Origin of the sequence: Actinoallomurus sp. NPDC052308 (genome assembly GCF_040679195.1) — a bacterium.
In the GTDB taxonomy this organism is placed as follows: domain Bacteria; phylum Actinomycetota; class Actinomycetes; order Streptosporangiales; family Streptosporangiaceae; genus Actinoallomurus; species Actinoallomurus liliacearum.
Window position 1 is genome coordinate 502836 of the sequence record NZ_JBFAUM010000003.1, and the last position, 13902, is coordinate 516737.

14 protein-coding genes and 2 riboswitches are annotated in these 13902 nt (G+C 70.3%); of the genes, 2 read left to right on the top strand and 12 right to left on the bottom strand.

Annotated features, from left to right (window positions below; all coding sequences use genetic code 11):
- Positions 1-76: 76 nt before the first annotated feature.
- The 9 genes from AB0L00_RS13680 to AB0L00_RS13720 form a co-directional block, all read right to left on the bottom strand.
- Positions 77-673: a hypothetical protein gene (locus AB0L00_RS13680; protein ID WP_364432767.1), complete on the bottom strand. Its 597-nt coding sequence runs from the start codon at positions 671-673 to the stop codon at positions 77-79.
- 148 nt (positions 674-821) lie between these two features.
- Positions 822-1574, bottom strand: coding sequence for a CHAP domain-containing protein (locus AB0L00_RS13685; RefSeq protein ID WP_364432769.1), 753 nt, complete (start codon positions 1572-1574; stop codon positions 822-824).
- Positions 1575-1586: 12 nt separating this feature from the next.
- A riboswitch (cyclic di-AMP (ydaO/yuaA leader) is annotated at positions 1587-1728 on the bottom strand.
- Between the two features lie 107 nt (positions 1729-1835).
- A riboswitch (cyclic di-AMP (ydaO/yuaA leader) is annotated at positions 1836-1982 on the bottom strand.
- A 525-nt stretch (positions 1983-2507) separates the two neighbouring features.
- A complete protein-coding gene (locus tag AB0L00_RS13690; RefSeq protein ID WP_364432772.1) occupies positions 2508-3281 on the bottom strand; it encodes a sirohydrochlorin chelatase in 774 nt (257 codons plus the stop codon).
- Positions 3263-3976 carry a phosphoadenylyl-sulfate reductase gene (locus tag AB0L00_RS13695; protein ID WP_364432775.1) on the bottom strand — a complete coding sequence of 238 codons (714 nt, stop codon included), beginning with the start codon at positions 3974-3976 and terminating at the stop codon, positions 3263-3265. Before AB0L00_RS13695 ends, AB0L00_RS13690 begins: the two co-directional genes overlap by 19 nt.
- Complete coding sequence (locus tag AB0L00_RS13700) at positions 3973-4149, bottom strand: Insertion element protein (RefSeq protein WP_364432778.1); 177 nt, start codon at positions 4147-4149, stop codon at positions 3973-3975. Before AB0L00_RS13700 ends, AB0L00_RS13695 begins: the two co-directional genes overlap by 4 nt.
- Positions 4146-5801 (bottom strand): nitrite/sulfite reductase, encoded by a 1656-nt coding sequence (locus AB0L00_RS13705; protein WP_364432781.1) that lies wholly within the window; start codon positions 5799-5801, stop codon positions 4146-4148. Before AB0L00_RS13705 ends, AB0L00_RS13700 begins: the two co-directional genes overlap by 4 nt.
- A gap of 283 nt (positions 5802-6084) precedes the next feature.
- Complete coding sequence (locus AB0L00_RS13710; RefSeq protein WP_364432783.1) at positions 6085-6246, bottom strand: hypothetical protein; 162 nt, start codon at positions 6244-6246, stop codon at positions 6085-6087.
- 140 nt (positions 6247-6386) lie between these two features.
- Positions 6387-6638, bottom strand: coding sequence for a zinc ribbon domain-containing protein (locus AB0L00_RS13715; protein ID WP_364432786.1), 252 nt, complete (start codon positions 6636-6638; stop codon positions 6387-6389).
- Positions 6595-7128: a transposase gene (locus tag AB0L00_RS13720; RefSeq protein WP_364432789.1), complete on the bottom strand. Its 534-nt coding sequence runs from the start codon at positions 7126-7128 to the stop codon at positions 6595-6597. Before AB0L00_RS13720 ends, AB0L00_RS13715 begins: the two co-directional genes overlap by 44 nt.
- Before the next feature lie 321 nt (positions 7129-7449).
- On the opposite strand from AB0L00_RS13720, the gene AB0L00_RS13725 reads away from it, so the two are divergent.
- Both AB0L00_RS13725 and AB0L00_RS13730 read left to right on the top strand, forming a co-directional pair.
- Positions 7450-8226, top strand: a complete 777-nt coding sequence (locus AB0L00_RS13725) for a TIGR03084 family metal-binding protein (RefSeq protein WP_364432792.1) — start codon at positions 7450-7452, stop codon at positions 8224-8226.
- A gap of 186 nt (positions 8227-8412) precedes the next feature.
- Entirely contained in the window at positions 8413-9360 is a 948-nt protein-coding gene (locus AB0L00_RS13730) for a YihY/virulence factor BrkB family protein (protein WP_364432795.1), read from the top strand.
- A gap of 90 nt (positions 9361-9450) precedes the next feature.
- On the opposite strand, the gene AB0L00_RS13735 is transcribed toward AB0L00_RS13730, so the two are convergent.
- From AB0L00_RS13735 to AB0L00_RS13745, 3 genes are all read right to left on the bottom strand, one after another.
- Complete coding sequence (locus tag AB0L00_RS13735) at positions 9451-11079, bottom strand: alkaline phosphatase family protein (protein ID WP_364432798.1); 1629 nt, start codon at positions 11077-11079, stop codon at positions 9451-9453.
- 221 nt (positions 11080-11300) lie between these two features.
- Positions 11301-12542 carry an iron uptake transporter deferrochelatase/peroxidase subunit gene (efeB, locus tag AB0L00_RS13740; protein WP_364432801.1) on the bottom strand — a complete coding sequence of 414 codons (1242 nt, stop codon included), beginning with the start codon at positions 12540-12542 and terminating at the stop codon, positions 11301-11303.
- Complete coding sequence (locus AB0L00_RS13745; protein WP_364432804.1) at positions 12539-13696, bottom strand: EfeM/EfeO family lipoprotein; 1158 nt, start codon at positions 13694-13696, stop codon at positions 12539-12541. The genes efeB and AB0L00_RS13745 overlap by 4 nt, the downstream gene beginning before the upstream one ends.
- Positions 13697-13902 lie beyond the last annotated feature (206 nt).

The following is a 13902-nucleotide window of genomic DNA, read 5'->3' on the forward strand; positions in this document are numbered from 1 at the left end:
ACCGGAGACAGAACAACGGCGCGGGATCCCGAGAGGGGATCCCGCGCCGTCCGGCCGGCAGGCGAGGGGGAGCGGGTTACGCCTTGCCGGTGGCTGTGTCGTAGCCGGTGCCGGAGTGGCGGTAGACGCCACCCTTGCCCAGCTCCAGCACCTGGAACTTGATGGTGATCGAGTTCGAGGCGGTGCCGGTGAGGTGCTGCATCATCTTCTCCGACAGGTCGATGAGCGCCGGCGGGTTGTGCTGGGCGACCGCCCACTCCGCAGGGCCGAAGTCATCGACGACTCCGATCTCGCTCTTGCCGTTGTAGGTGATCTTCACCTTCGTGCCGAGCGGCCAGTACGGGCTGGCGATCGTGTGGTACGACATCGGTTTGCCCGACGCCGTCGAGGGGTCCCAGAAGGACGTGGCGGTGGAGACGCCACCCGGCAGGGCCGCCGCCTTGGCGTCTTTCTTGGCGTTCTTGGGGTCCTTGTCCTTCTTGACCGCCACGAGCATCCGGTCCTGGGCGGCGCTGTCGACGCGCTTCTCGGCCTGGGCGGGGGCGTTCTGCGCCTGCGGCGCCGACGCCGCCTCCGAGGTACCGCCGTAGGCGAGGGCGGTGGTCACGCCGCCGCCGGCGAGAGCGACACCGGCGGCGATACCGGCGATGGCCTTGGTCGAGAACCTGATCATCGCTTTCCTTTCGGGGGGCATGGGGGCATAGGGGGATGAGGGCATGGAGGTACCGGGGGAGGGTGAGGAGAGATCCGGGGAGCGACCCGGGAAGGGGGCGGCACGTGCCGCGTCGCCGACGGCGGCACGGCACGCGCCGACGGGTGAATTACTGGGGGTACTCCGGGTAGCCGTAACCCACGACGGTGGAGGTGTTACGCGTCCGGACCTTCACGGCGTCGTCCGTGTTGCCCTCGACGGTCTGGATCGTTCCGTCGCCGTTGTCCTTGATGACCAGGCCCACGTGATCGATGTTGTCGACGCCGCTGCCGTTCCAGGAGAAGAAGACGACCGCGCCGGGCTTGGGAGTGGTGCCCCAGCGGCCCTGCGAGATGAACCACTTGGCGTGGGAGGGGGTGAACGCGTCGCCGCCCATGCCCTTGACGCCGAGCTGGTCGCCGACCCAGGTGACGAACATGTCGCACCAGGAGGCGTTGGCGTAGTCGTTGACCGACCCGCCGTCGCGCGCGGCGCCGGCCTTGGCGTACGGGGTGGTCATGAACCACTGGTTGAACTTGCTGCCGCCGGTCGCGTCCTCGGTCGTGCCGACCTGGGAGGTGGCGAGCTTCACGACGTCCGCCGCGGTGGGCAGCTTCTTCGCCTTCTGCTCGGCGACGGTGTGCACCTTGATGTGCGGGTTGTCGTTCACCGGGCGGGCGTGCTTCGCCTTACCCGTACCAGGTGCGGGTACCTGACCAGCCTGGTGGGCGGCGGAGCGGGACGCGGTGGGGGTCTGCGCGGAGACGGCGGGCGCGGCGGTGGCGACGGCCATCGCCGCCGCGCCGGCGGTCACGGCACCGGCGACGAGGCCGGTGAGGCACTTCTTCGGTGCAAAGCGGGGTTTGGCGTGTCGAGGGGACACGGGGGGTACTCCTTCGGCTTCCATGCCGCTTACCGGGTTAGCTGACGGGTTCGGGCGTGGAAGCTGCCCTACGGCACGAGAGACGTGCCGATTCACCCCGGGACTTCTTGTGGGTCCCCGGTTCCGCGATGTGCGGATTCAGCGGGTCGCCCGCTTACGCGGACGGCACGAACAAAGAGACAGGGTCTGGCCGTACGGTCCCAGGGGAGGGACGAACGACCGGATATTCAGGTCAGGGAGGACTCGCGGACGAGGTTCTTAAGCTCCTTACTTCCAGCCGCCTACCGGGTTAGCTGACGGGTTCGGGCGTGGAAGTCGCCCTACGGCACGACAGGTGTACCGATTCACCCCGGGACTTCTTGTGGGTCCCCGGCTCCGTGATCTTCACGGACTCGACGTTGCCGCTCCCGCTCCATATGGATCAAAGGGTTCTCCACGGGAGTGGCGTGATATTGGATATGAACCGTCCGGTCTTCACGGAGGCCCTCACACGCTTCTTCGCGCCGCGCCGTTCGCGCTGGTGGGCCGGCCGTCACCGGCGGGCGTCCGGGAGGCGCATGGGGGGCGTCCGCCGGACTTAGGCGAACATAGCAGACAAATACCGACGGGCCAAATACCCCAGGTTTGCGACATGGCTCACATGATCCATTGGAATAAGTGATCGTTATTGCGCCATGGCCTGCCGTGATCAATTTCCGGATAAGGAAAAAGAATCACGAACCCTGGAAATGATCATAATTGCGGACGGGCCGAAAAGCCTTACGGCATAGGGCGTCGCGGCCAGTCGAAGAAGATCGCTCAGCCCGGCGTCCCGGGCGGCGGGAGGAGACGCCGGGCCCGGTGTTCCGGCGGCCGCGGAGAGGCCCGGCGCGGGGTCCGGGCGGCCGGAGGAGAGGCCCGGTGCGGGGGTCCGGCCGGCCGGAGGAAGGTCGCTCAGCCCGCGGCCGCGACGAGGTCGGCCCGGACGAGGGCCTCGCGATAGCGCTGCACGGCGATCTCCGCCAGCTCCGGAGCGGCGCCCAGAGCCGGTGAGACGGCCACGGCGCCCGCCGCCAGGGACTCGTCCCGCACCTTGTCCGCGAAGAAGCCCGGGGCCAGGAAGTACGACGCCACCACCACACGCCGCGCCCCCGCGGCGTACAGCGCGCGTACGGCCTCGGGGGGCGTGGGACGGGCCGCGGAGGCGTACGCGGGGACGACGGCGCGCCAGCCGCCCCAGTCGCGCGCCATCCGGCCGATCGTCGCGTTCGCGGCCGGATCGCTGGAGCCGGCCGCGGCGAGCACCACGGCCGTCTCCGGGTCCGGCCGGACGCCCACCTCGGCGAGCCGCCGTTCCAGGGCGCCCGTCATCAGCGGGTGGGGGCCGAGCGTGGCGCCGTAGTGCAGCGCCAGCTGCGGGTGGGCCGCCCGAGCCTCCCGCAGCGCGCCGGGGATGTCGGTCTTGCTGTGATAGGCGGCCGTGAGCAGGAGGGGGAGCACGACGGCCTCGTCGGCCCCCTCTCCGACGAGACCACCGAGCGCCTGCCCCGGTGCGGGGGGAGCGTGGTCGAGATACGAGGTCACGACCCGCACCCCCGAGGAACGACGTACAAGATCAAGAAGTTCCTCGACCGTCGCCGCCGCACGTGGATCACGGCTCCCGTGGGCCACCGCCACCAGGGGGACCGCCGCCCGGCTGCTCCCGGCTCTCACAGGTTGATGCCGCATTCGGTCTTTCCGGTGCCGGCCCAGCGTCCGCTGCGCGGGTCCTCGCCCGGCGCGACCTGCTTGGTGCAGGGCTCGCAGCCGATGGAGGGGTACCCGTCGTACTGCAGCGGGTTCACCAGGATGCCGTGCTTCTCGATGTAGCCGTGCAGGTCGGCCTGGCTCCAGCGGGCGAGGGGGTTGACCTTGACCTTGCCGCGCGCGGCGTTCCACTCGACCACGCGCGCGCCGCGCCGGTGCGAGGTCTCCTCGCGCCGGATCCCCGTGATCCACGCGAGGTACGGCTCGAGGGCACGGTTCAGGGGCTCGACCTTGCGCAGGTGGCAGCACAGGTCCGGGTTCCGGCCGTACAGCCGGGGCCCGAGATCGCGCTCCTGCTCGGCGACGGTACGCGAGGGGGTGACGTTCACGACGTTCACCGGGTAGACGGCCTCGACCGCGTCGCGGGTGCCGACCGTCTCGGCGAAGTGGTACCCCGTGTCGACGAACAGCACGTCGATGCCGGGGCGGACCTTGGAGGCGATGTCCACCAGCACGGCGTCCTTCATGGACGACGTCACGCAGATCCGGTCGCCGAACGTCGCGATCGACCAGCGGATGATCTCTTCGGCGGAGGCGTCCTCCAGGGCGTCCGCAGCCGACTCGACGATGTCGGTGAGGTCGAGCGCCGCGGTGGGGCGTTCGAACAGGAGCGTCATGCCGAGCCCTCCCCTCGGGGAGCACCCGACGAGCTGAGCGCGCCGAGCCCGATGAAGCGGAGCCGGAAGGCCCGCGTGCAGGCACGGCAGTGCCAGCCGCCGTCGCTCTCGTACGGCTCCAGGTCCTCGTCTCCGCAGTAGGGGCAGTAGAAGGGGACGGCTCGTTCGGTCACTTCAGGTCACCTTCTTCCGCACGCTGCACCCACGCGGCGAAGGACTCGCCGTCGGCCTTGTTCTCCTGGAACCTGCGCAGCACCCTCTCCACGTAGTCGGGCAGTTCCTCGGCGGTGGTCTTCAGGCCCCGGATCTTCTTGCCGAACTCCCCCCCGATCGAGCCGCCCAGGTGGACCTGGAAGCCCTCGACCTGGTCACCGTTCGCATCGGTGACCAACTGGCCCTTCAGCCCGATGTCGGCGGTCTGGATGCGGGCGCAGGAGTTCGGGCAGCCGTTGATGTTGATCGTCAGCGGCTCGGCGAAGTCCGGCAGGCGCTGCTCCAGCTCTTCGATCAGGTCCATGCCGCGCTGCTTGGTCTCGACGATGGCGAGCTTGCAGTACTCGATGCCGGTGCAGGCCATCGTCTGGCGGCGGAACGTCGACGGGCGGACCCGCAGGTCGTGGGCCTCCAGCTCGGCGGCCAGCTCCTCGGTCCGCTCCTCCGGAACGTCCAGGATGACCATCTTCTGCTCGGTCGTCGTGCGCACCCGTCCGGAGCCGTACTCCTCGGCCAGGTCCGCGATGACGCGGAGGATGTCGCCGTCGACCCGCCCGACCTTCGGCGCGAAGCCGACGTAGTACCGGCCGTCGCGCTGCCGGTGGATGCCGACGTGGTCCCGGCGCTGGTCCCGCGGTCCGCCGGGCGCGGGACCGTCCGCGAGGGCGTACCCGAGGTACTCCTTCTCCAGGACCTCGCGGAACCGCTCCGGGCCCCAGTCGTTCATGAGGAACTTGAGCCGGGCGCGGTGCCGGAGCCGGCGGTAGCCGTAGTCGCGGAAGATCCCGGTGATGCCCGCCCAGACCTCGTGGACCTGGTCCGGCCGGACGAACGCGCCCAGCCGCTTGGCGAACATCGGGTTCGTGGACAGACCACCGCCCGCCCAGAGGTCGTAGCCGGCCTCGCCCTCGTCATTGACCACGCCGACGAACGCGATGTCGTTGATCTCATGGATCGTGCACTGGGCCGTGCAGCCGGACAGCGCCGTCTTGAACTTCCGCGGCAGGTTGGAGAAGTCCGGGTGGCCGATGTACCGGTCGTGGATGTCGCGGAGCTGCGGCGTCGCGTCGATGACCTCGTCCGCGTCGATCCCGGCGAGCGGGCAGCCGAGGATGACCCGTGGCGTGTCGCCGCAGGCCTCGGTCGTGTGCAGCCCGACCGACTCCAGGGCCTCCCAGATGGCCGGGACGTTCTCGATCTCGACCCAGTGCAGCTGGATGTTCTGCCGGTCGGTGATGTCCGCGGTGCCACGGGCGTACTTCGACGACACGTCGGCGATCGTCCGGAGCTGGTCGAGGTTCAGCTGGCCGCCGTCGATGCGGACGCGCAGCATGAAGTAGCGGTCGTCGAGCTCCTCGGGCTCGAGGACCGCCGTCTTGCCGCCGTCGATGCCGGGCCGGCGCTGGGTGTACAGGCCGTACCAGCGGAACCGGCCCCGCAGGTCCGCGGGGTCGATGGAGTCGAAGCCGCCCTTGGCGTAGACGTCGATGATGCGACGGCGGACGTTCAGGCCGTCGTCGTTCTTCTTGTTCTCTTCGTTCTTGTTGAGCGGTTCACGGTAGCCCAGGGCCCACTGGCCCTCGCCTCGTTTCCGCTGCAGACGGGATGGCATCGTGCGCGTCCTCCGTGGTCGTGGGGGACGCGAAGCACGCCGGCAGATCGCACTGCTGGCTCAACGCTGAGCTTTGGGGAATGACACCGGCATACCGCGCGCCCTTGAGGCAGTGGCGGTGATCAGGTGTCAGCGACAGATGGCGCTGCCCACACGGAGAAAGTCGACGTGCCGGCGCATAACCAGCAACGGATCCGCAGCAGCCATGTATCGATGATGACATGTGGTTCGATGACTGTCCAACCATGTCCGAAATGCGGACGGACGTCGCATTGGTCGGATCTCAGCCCTGCCGGAGCCAGTTGATGCCCGGCTCGGAGCCCTCGCCGGGTTCGGACCGCTGCTCCTCGGGGCCGTCGGACTCGGGCGGCAGGTGCTGGCAGTCGCACCATGTGCCGCCACGGCACTCGTCGTGCCGCCGCTCACGACACGCTTCGCAGATCACGTGTCCATTGTGCCCACTCAGAGCCTGTTCACCGCCCCACCGGGGGCTCGCGCGTACGGACTGGACCGAACATCGTTCTGTACGCTGGGCCCGTGGCCGTGGCGGTGACTCCTCCGCTCCCTGAAGGGAGCGGCTTCTCGCTAGGCTGCTTGCGCAGTTTCGCGAAGGGCAAGCCCTGCCCTCAAGATGTCGATCGCCGCGTTCACATCGGCGTGCGTGGCGTGCCCGCACCCTCTGCAGGCGAACTTGGCCTGGGTGAGGCGGTTGTCTGCCGCACAGTGCCCGCAACGCGAACAGAGGCGGGAGGTGTTGTGGGGCTCGATGGCGATCAGCTCGCGACCGGCGCTTTCAGCCTCGTGCGCGAGGACCGTCAAGAACCAGGTCGCCGTCACGTCTAACCGCGATCGTCTTTACCCGACCGCGCACAGGGCGGTGCTGATGCACGCGGATATGCCCGATGCCCTGCAACCGCATGTACGTCGCCGTCGGATGCTCGGGTTGGGAATCCCACCGGCAGCGGTCGCCGTCTTTTGGCCACTCGACGGAATCGAACCAGCCGCGCCCTTTGAACCGGGGGAAACCTGGCTTGTGCCCGGCCTTAAGGCGGCGAAAGAACGCGGCAAACGCCTTGTCCAACCGCCGCAGCGTGGCCTGCTGGGAGGAGAACGACCACCGGCCCTGTCCGGCGGGGTCGTCGGCACGGATGTGCTTCAGATCCCCCGACTGGTCGCCGTACCGAACCGTCACACCCGCCTTGCGGTAGGCGGTACGGCGGTGCTCAAGGGCCGCGTTGTAGAGCTGCCGATGGTCCTCGAGACAAGCGGCGAGCGCGATCTGCTGGTGCCGGGTCGGGCGCAGCAAGAACTTGTAGGACCTACGCACGCCCCCTCCCTTCGGGGGCATGCTCAAACTGCGTCTCGATCTTCCGCTCATGCTCGTCGGCCTGGCGCAGATCAGCTTCTCCACGCACGTCCGAAGGCGGAGGGGCCGGACGGCCATGCTTCGGGCACCACACCATGTGGTGTCCGAAGTCATATGCCGCGCCGCGGGAACGCACCTGACGAGTCACACGATCACTTATAACAGCGTCGCCTATCTGGTATGCAGGAGAAAGGAAAACCGGTGGGGAGACCAGAGAGCAAACCGGCCAGAGACGGCATTTCGCCATTGCATGGAGGCGACGTTTCGCTGTTGCAAATCCTGATGGATCAGCTGCTGACCGACCTGCGGGCGGAGACGCGCGACCTCGAGTGCCTGCTGGGGCCGGAGGTCTGGGACCTGCCGACCCCCGCGGCGGGCTGGACCGTACGCGACCAGGTGACCCACCTGGCCTGGTTCGACGATGCCGCCGTACGCGCCGTGACCGATCCCGAGGCCTTCCGCGCCGAGGTCCGCCGGCTGGTCGAGGAGGGCTTCGACACGGACCGGATCGTCGCGGAACGGCGGTCCATGCCCGGCGAGGAGGTCCTGGACTGGTTCCGTGCGGCCCGCGGCCGGCTGGCCGGCGCCCTGACCGCGCTGGGTCCGAAGGCGCGGATCCCCTGGTACGGCCCCGACATGGGGGCGGCCTCGTTCACCACCGCCCGCCTGATGGAGACGTGGGCGCACGGCCAGGACGTGGCCGACGCCGTCGGCGTCCGGCGCGAGCCGACCGATCGGCTCCGTCACGTCGCCCAGATCGGCGTGCGGACCCTGCAGTGGAGCTTCGTCGTCCACGGCCGGCCGGCGCCGCAGGCGCCCGTACGGGTGGAGCTCACCCTCCCCGGCGGCGGTGCCTGGGCCGCCGGGCCGGAGGACGCCGCGGACGTCGTACGCGGCCCGGCGCTCGACTTCTGCCTGCTCGTCACGCAACGACGGAATCGTGCCGACGTCGACCTCACGGTCGCCGGGCCGGTCGCGGAGGAGTGGATGGAGATCGCGCAGGCGTTCGCCGGACCGCCCGGCACCGGTCGGCCGCCGGCCGGTTCGCCCGAGATGTGATGATCGTCACATTCGCCTGATGCGTCCGCCGCGCCGACCAGGTCATCTCAAGGGGGAGCCTTCGGTTCTCCGCTCCGGACGGGGATCCCGGCCCCCGGCGCGGGGCCGCGGCGACCGGCCGAAGGTGATCGGCGAGATGAGCGTCATGCCGCGTACCGGCTCCGTGAGCCCCTACGGTAGATCCTCATGACCACCGCCTCCGATGCTTCGACGGGCGCTGCCGGGTCGTCCGCCGTGGCACGGATGCGCTCCGCCGTATGGCAGGTCGTCCGGGGCACCACCCTGTCGGCGTTCCGCTACCGGGTGACCGGGCTGGCCGCGGAGGCGGCGTTCTTCACGCTCCTGTCGCTGCCGCCCCTGGCGCTCGGCCTGATCGGCCTGATCGGGCACTTCCGCAACCTGTTCGGCGCCACGACGGTCAGGGAGACCCACGACTGGGTCCTGGACCGCGCCCAGACCGTGCTCACCGAGCAGACCGTCAAGTCCGTCGTCGAGCCCCTCCTGGACGAGGTGCTGCGCGGCGGCAAGGTCGGGATCGTCTCGCTGAGCTTCCTCATCTCCCTGTGGGCCGGCTCCCGCGCGCTGAACGTCTACGTCGACACGATCACGATCGCGCACGGCCTGTCCGGTGTGCGCGGCGTGATCCGTACCCGCCTGCGAGCGTTCTTCCTCTACATCGCGGGGCTCGGCGTCGGGCTGATCGTCATCCCCGTGCTGGTCGCCGGGCCGACCCTGGTGCTGCACTGGGTCCCGGCCGGCGCCGTGGTCGTGCGTCTCCTCTACTGGCCGATCCTCGTCATCGTCGCGGTCATCTTCCTGGCGCTGCTCTACCACCTGAGCGTCCCCGTGCGGACGGCCTGGTGGCGGGAGGTGCCCGGCGGAATCACCGCCCTGGCCATCTGGGGGCTCGGCAGCCTCGTGCTGCGGCTCTACCTGGACGGCTCGACGACGGCCGTGTCGGTGTACGGGTCGCTGGGCGCGGCCATCGCCGTACTCGCCTGGCTGTACGTCACCGCGCTGGCCGTCCTGATCGGCGCGGCGCTGAACGCCGAGGTCGACAAGCTCTGGCCCGGGGAGTTCACCTCGCGCGCCCGCCTGGAGGACGAGGCCCCCGCCCCCGGCCGCGAGCCCTGACGGCCTCCGCCCGGAGATGGCGGAAGCCCCCGCCGAGGCGGGGGCTTCCAGGTTGTGGTGGTCTCGGAGCTCCGAGAGTGAGACGTCCGCTCAGCCGGAGACCGGGGCGCCGGTCTTCGGGTCGAGGATCAGACGGCCCGCGCGGGGGCGGTGGAAGTCGAACATGCCGCCCAGGCTCCCGGCCCGCTGGTCGAACGACGCGTCACCGATCCGGCCGACGCCCCAGTTGTCCTCGATGAACTTCAGCACCGAGGTCTGCTCGACGTAGCGGTGGTCGACGTGGTTGACCTTCGCGAACGGCGAGATCACGAGGAGCGGGAGGCGCTGGCTCGGGCCGCAGCGGTCCTGGTAGCCGCCGGCCATCTTGGCCTTGCCGCACAGCGTCGTGTCCTGCGCGGCGTCCGCCGAACCGTTGAGGATCCGCGGGGCCTTGTGGTCGTACCAGCCGTCGGAGTCGTCGTAGGCGATGACGACCGCGGTGGACTTCCACTCCGGCGACTGCTGGAGCTTGTTGATCGTGTTCACGTAGAACTGCTGCTCGTCCAGCGGGTCGGAGTAGCCCGCGTGGCCGTCCTGGTAGTTGGCGGCCTTGAGGAAGCTGACGGCGGGCAGGTTCCCGGCCGTCAGCGCGGCGTCGAAGTCGGCCAGGTCGTACTGGTGGTTGGCCTGGTCGGTGTGGCCGATCGCCGCCACCGAGGACGGCGGCAGGTGCTTCTCGTTCGCCGTCGACTTGTAGTACTGGAACGGCTCGTGGTGCGGGTTGTAGTCGGTCTGGGTGATCCCGCCGACGTTCTTGTGCGTCGAGCCGCAGACGGCGTAGCCGTTGGCCGTGCCGGTCGGGCGGAAGCCGCCCTGGAACCAGCCCCAGGTGACCTTCTTCTCGTTGAGCAGGTCACCGACGTTCCTGCCGGTCATCACGGCCAGGTTGTTCTTGGACGTGTGGTTGTTGCCCGAGCAGTCGTCGAACGCCGGGTCCGGGTCGTTGATCATCGTGCCGACGCCGTCCTTGTCCGGCGACTGCACGACGTAAGAGTCGCTGACCTTCTGGTGCGTCTTCGGGTCGACGGCGTAGACGCCGTGCGTCTGGCCGGAGACGAGGTTGATCGCCCCGGGGGAGGACGGGCCGAAGACCGTGTCCCACGAGTTGTCGCTCATCGCGTAGTTCTGCGCGTAGTTCCACAGCGCGGTGACGGTGTTGCCGTCGTAGTAGTCCATCACCAGGCCCGGCTCGCCGAACAGCGGGGGCTGTCCGGTGCACTTGTCCTTCTCGGTGTACTCGACGAACTTGTCCATCTTGCCGCCGTTGACGGCCTTCTGCTCGGACCCGTACCCGTGGTCCTGGTCGCAGGTCAGCGGCTGCTCGTGGGTGAGGCGCTTCGGGTCGTACTGGTTCGGGTTGTCCTTGAGCAGCTTCTTCGTCAGCCCGTCGACGCGAGGCGTGCGCCGCTTCGCGGTGAACTTCGTGCCGTCGGTGTTGGCCGCGTTCGGGTACGTGCCGAAGTAGTGGTCAAAGGAGTTGTTCTCGCCGAAGAGTACGACGACGTGCTGGATCGGCGTGGCGGTGCGGACCTGCGTCTCGGCCGCGGTCAGCGAGGCGGGCTCCTGCCGCCCGCCGCCGCTCGCCCAGCTCGGCACCGTGGCCAGCGCGAGCGCTCCGGCCGCGGCCACCGATCCGGCGATCAGCGCGGACCGTCGGCCCTTCCACTTTCCGGGACCCATCCTGTTGCCTCCTGAAGTTGTGAAACACCGGTCCTCCGACGGAGTCCCGGCTCAGCCGGGATCCCATCGAGCCGCGACGACGATCACGCTGACGTACGGTGACGCACAGGTGAACAGGGCGCCATGGATGCTTCAAATCTCTTTAGACGATCTTTATCTGATCTCGGGGGCGTCTGTCCCGTCAATGACCGATTTTGACCACTGTGGGGCTGGTGGGGGGATCAGCTCAGGAGGGCGCGGGCGAAGAAGTCACTCGTGTCGCGGACGCCGGGCAGCGCGAAGAAGTAGCCGCCGCCGAACGGCCGGATGTAGTCGGTGAGCGGCTCGTCCGCCAGCCGGCCCTGCACCGCCTCGAACTGCCGGGCGATGTCCTGCTGGTAGCAGCTGAAGATCAGGCCCATGTCGAGGTCGCCGACCGCGTCCACGCTCCGGTCGTAGTTGAAGCTGCGGCGCAGGATCCGGCTGTCGGCGCTCTGCGACGTCCGCGGGTTGGCCCGCCGGATGTGGCTCGTCAGCGGGATGACCTTGCCGATCGGGTCGTCGGCGTACCGGGGCTCGTCGAACTCGTGGTTCCCGTCGAGGGGGGCGCCGGTGTCCCGCGCCCGGCCGAACATCTGCTCCTGCTCGGTCAGCCCCACCCGGTCCCAGAACTCCACGAGCATCCGGATGAGCCGGATCACGACGTATGAGCCGCCCGCCGTCCACGCCGGCTCCGGAGCGCTCCGGCCGTGGCCGGTCGTACCGGGGGCGGCCCAGACCAGACGGTTCATCTCCCGGGCGTCCGTCACGTCGGGACTCGCGATGCCGTCCTTGAAGCCCATGAGGTTGCGCGGCGTGCCGCTGGGCCGCGGCGGGCTGGAGAAGCCGTTGATCCGCCACCGCACCTGCATGGCGCCGCGCGTGTGCCGGGCGACGTCGCGGAGCGCGTGCACGACCGTGTCCTCGTCGTCCGCGGACAGTTGCACGCTCAGGTCGCCGTGGCACCAGGCGGGGTCGAGCGAGTCATTGGGGAAGGTCCGCATCGGCGTCAGGCCGGGCGGCCTCCGGGCCGCCAGCCCGTACCGGTCGTCGAACAGGGACGCGCCGACGCCGACGGTCATCATGAGCCCGGCTCCGGGCACGTCGGGGCCGAGCACCCCGGAGTCGGCGGGCGGCGCGCTGATCCCGGCGTCGACGGGCGTGCCGCCGGCGGTGAGCGCGCGGGCGCGGTCGGTCAGGCCGCGGAACAGCTCGGTCAGCTCGCGGCGGCCGTCGGCGACGACGTCGAACGACACGACGACGGTCCGCCGCCTGACCGGTTCGAGGATGCCGGCCTGGTGCGCTCCGTGAAAGGCGCGCGCCGCGGTCCGGCCGGACGGGGCGGCTCCGGCGGCCGCACCGGCGGCGGAGGGGCCGGCGACGGCGCCGGCCACGCCGGCGGCCAGGGCGCCGCGCAGGAAGGATCGGCGGTCGGAGGGCATCATCCCGCTCCCTGGGGGCGACGTCGGGGCGCGCAGATCGTGGCGATCGGGGCGAGGCGTTCGAGGAGTTCTCCCACCGCGCCGTTGAGGCGCTCGCGGTCGGCGCGCGAGAGCGTGTCGACCGACGAGTGTCCTTTCAGCAGGGCGGCCATCCGGTCCATCGAGGCGTCGACCCCGGCCAGGCCCGCGTAACGGGGCCGCAGCAACGGGCGGAGCAGGTCGACGAGCTCCCGGGTGCCCTCGAGGTTGGCGGCGGCGGTCCGCAGCGTCGTGCCGCTGCCCTGGTCGGCCTCGCCGGTGAGCTGGAACTGCAGGGTGTTCTCCAGGATCTCGTGCGCGCGCAGCGGCAGGTCGCCGGGTTCCATGCGCTCGTCGGGCCACGCGGACCGCAGGGCGCGGACGTCCCGGGCGAGACGGTCGGCGACGCCGGCCAGCGAGGCGGCGGACTCGCCGTGCCACAGGCCGTACTCCACGCGGTGGAACCCGGTGAAACCCGGGTCGCGCACCCCGGCGGGCAACCCCGCCGGAAGGCCGTCGATCCGGCCGTCGAAGTCGCCGAACGTGCCGTACGCCGCCCCGAGACGCTCGTAGGCCAGGTGCGCCGGCGTCCAGGCGGCCCGCGCCGCGTCGAGATCACCGTCGTCGACGGCGGACCGCAGGGCGTCGGTCCGGGCGACCAGGCGGTCGAGGCCGGTGGAGACGTACGCCTGGTAGGCGCGCGCCGGCGCGTACAGGTCGTTCTCGGAGACCGGGACGATCCCCGGCGTGCCGCCTCCGGGGCCGATGATCCGCGTCATGGGACCGGTGACCGGGTCGCCGGGCCCGTCCTGCGCGCAGCGGAAGGCGTACGAGCCGGGGCCGAGGGCGATCCGCAGCACGCGGACGGTCCCGGGGCCGACGCCCTCCAGCTCGGCGTAGACCGCGCCGTTGCCGGGGTCGATGAGGGTGACGTTCGTCGACGTGTTGCCGTTGTTGCGCAGCGGCAGGTCCTGCCGGCCCGGCCGCAGCGGGACCCGCCCGGTGCCGCAGCCGGAGGCGCCGGCCTCGATCGCGGGCGCCTCCGACGCCGCCTTCGGCGCGGGGCGCGTGCCGTCGCCGGCCATGGCGAGCAGCAGGGCCGCACCCGTCGCACCCGCTGCGAGCGCCGGCAAGCGCATCACGAACTCCATCGGTTCTTCGGAGGGCACGGCGCGCGGCCGTCCCTGGTCGGCGGTCACCGGCCGCGCCGGCGCGTTGATCGTCGGGCGGCGGCCCCCGACACTCTAGACGCCGCGGAGCCCACCGGCGCCCGGGATCCCGGGCACCGGCGGGCTCCGCGCAGCTGTTCAAGTCCGCGTAACCGGCGCTTTACCACGGCCTTCTC

What these genes read in the sequence shown, in the direction of transcription:
- AB0L00_RS13680 (WP_364432767.1), bottom strand. Translation starts at nt 673, where the DNA reads ATGATCAGGTTCTCGACCAAGGCCATCGCCGGTATCGCCGCCGGTGTC.
- AB0L00_RS13690 (WP_364432772.1), bottom strand. Translation starts at nt 3,281, where the DNA reads ATGCGGCATCAACCTGTGAGAGCCGGGAGCAGCCGGGCGGCGGTCCCC.
- AB0L00_RS13695 (WP_364432775.1), bottom strand. Translation starts at nt 3,976, where the DNA reads ATGACGCTCCTGTTCGAACGCCCCACCGCGGCGCTCGACCTCACCGAC.
- AB0L00_RS13705 (WP_364432781.1), bottom strand. Translation starts at nt 5,801, where the DNA reads ATGCCATCCCGTCTGCAGCGGAAACGAGGCGAGGGCCAGTGGGCCCTG.
- AB0L00_RS13725 (WP_364432792.1), top strand. Translation starts at nt 7,450, where the DNA reads ATGGATCAGCTGCTGACCGACCTGCGGGCGGAGACGCGCGACCTCGAG.
- AB0L00_RS13730 (WP_364432795.1), top strand. Translation starts at nt 8,413, where the DNA reads ATGACCACCGCCTCCGATGCTTCGACGGGCGCTGCCGGGTCGTCCGCC.
- AB0L00_RS13735 (WP_364432798.1), bottom strand. Translation starts at nt 11,079, where the DNA reads ATGGGTCCCGGAAAGTGGAAGGGCCGACGGTCCGCGCTGATCGCCGGA.
- efeB (WP_364432801.1), bottom strand. Translation starts at nt 12,542, where the DNA reads ATGATGCCCTCCGACCGCCGATCCTTCCTGCGCGGCGCCCTGGCCGCC.
- AB0L00_RS13745 (WP_364432804.1), bottom strand. Translation starts at nt 13,696, where the DNA reads ATGCGCTTGCCGGCGCTCGCAGCGGGTGCGACGGGTGCGGCCCTGCTG.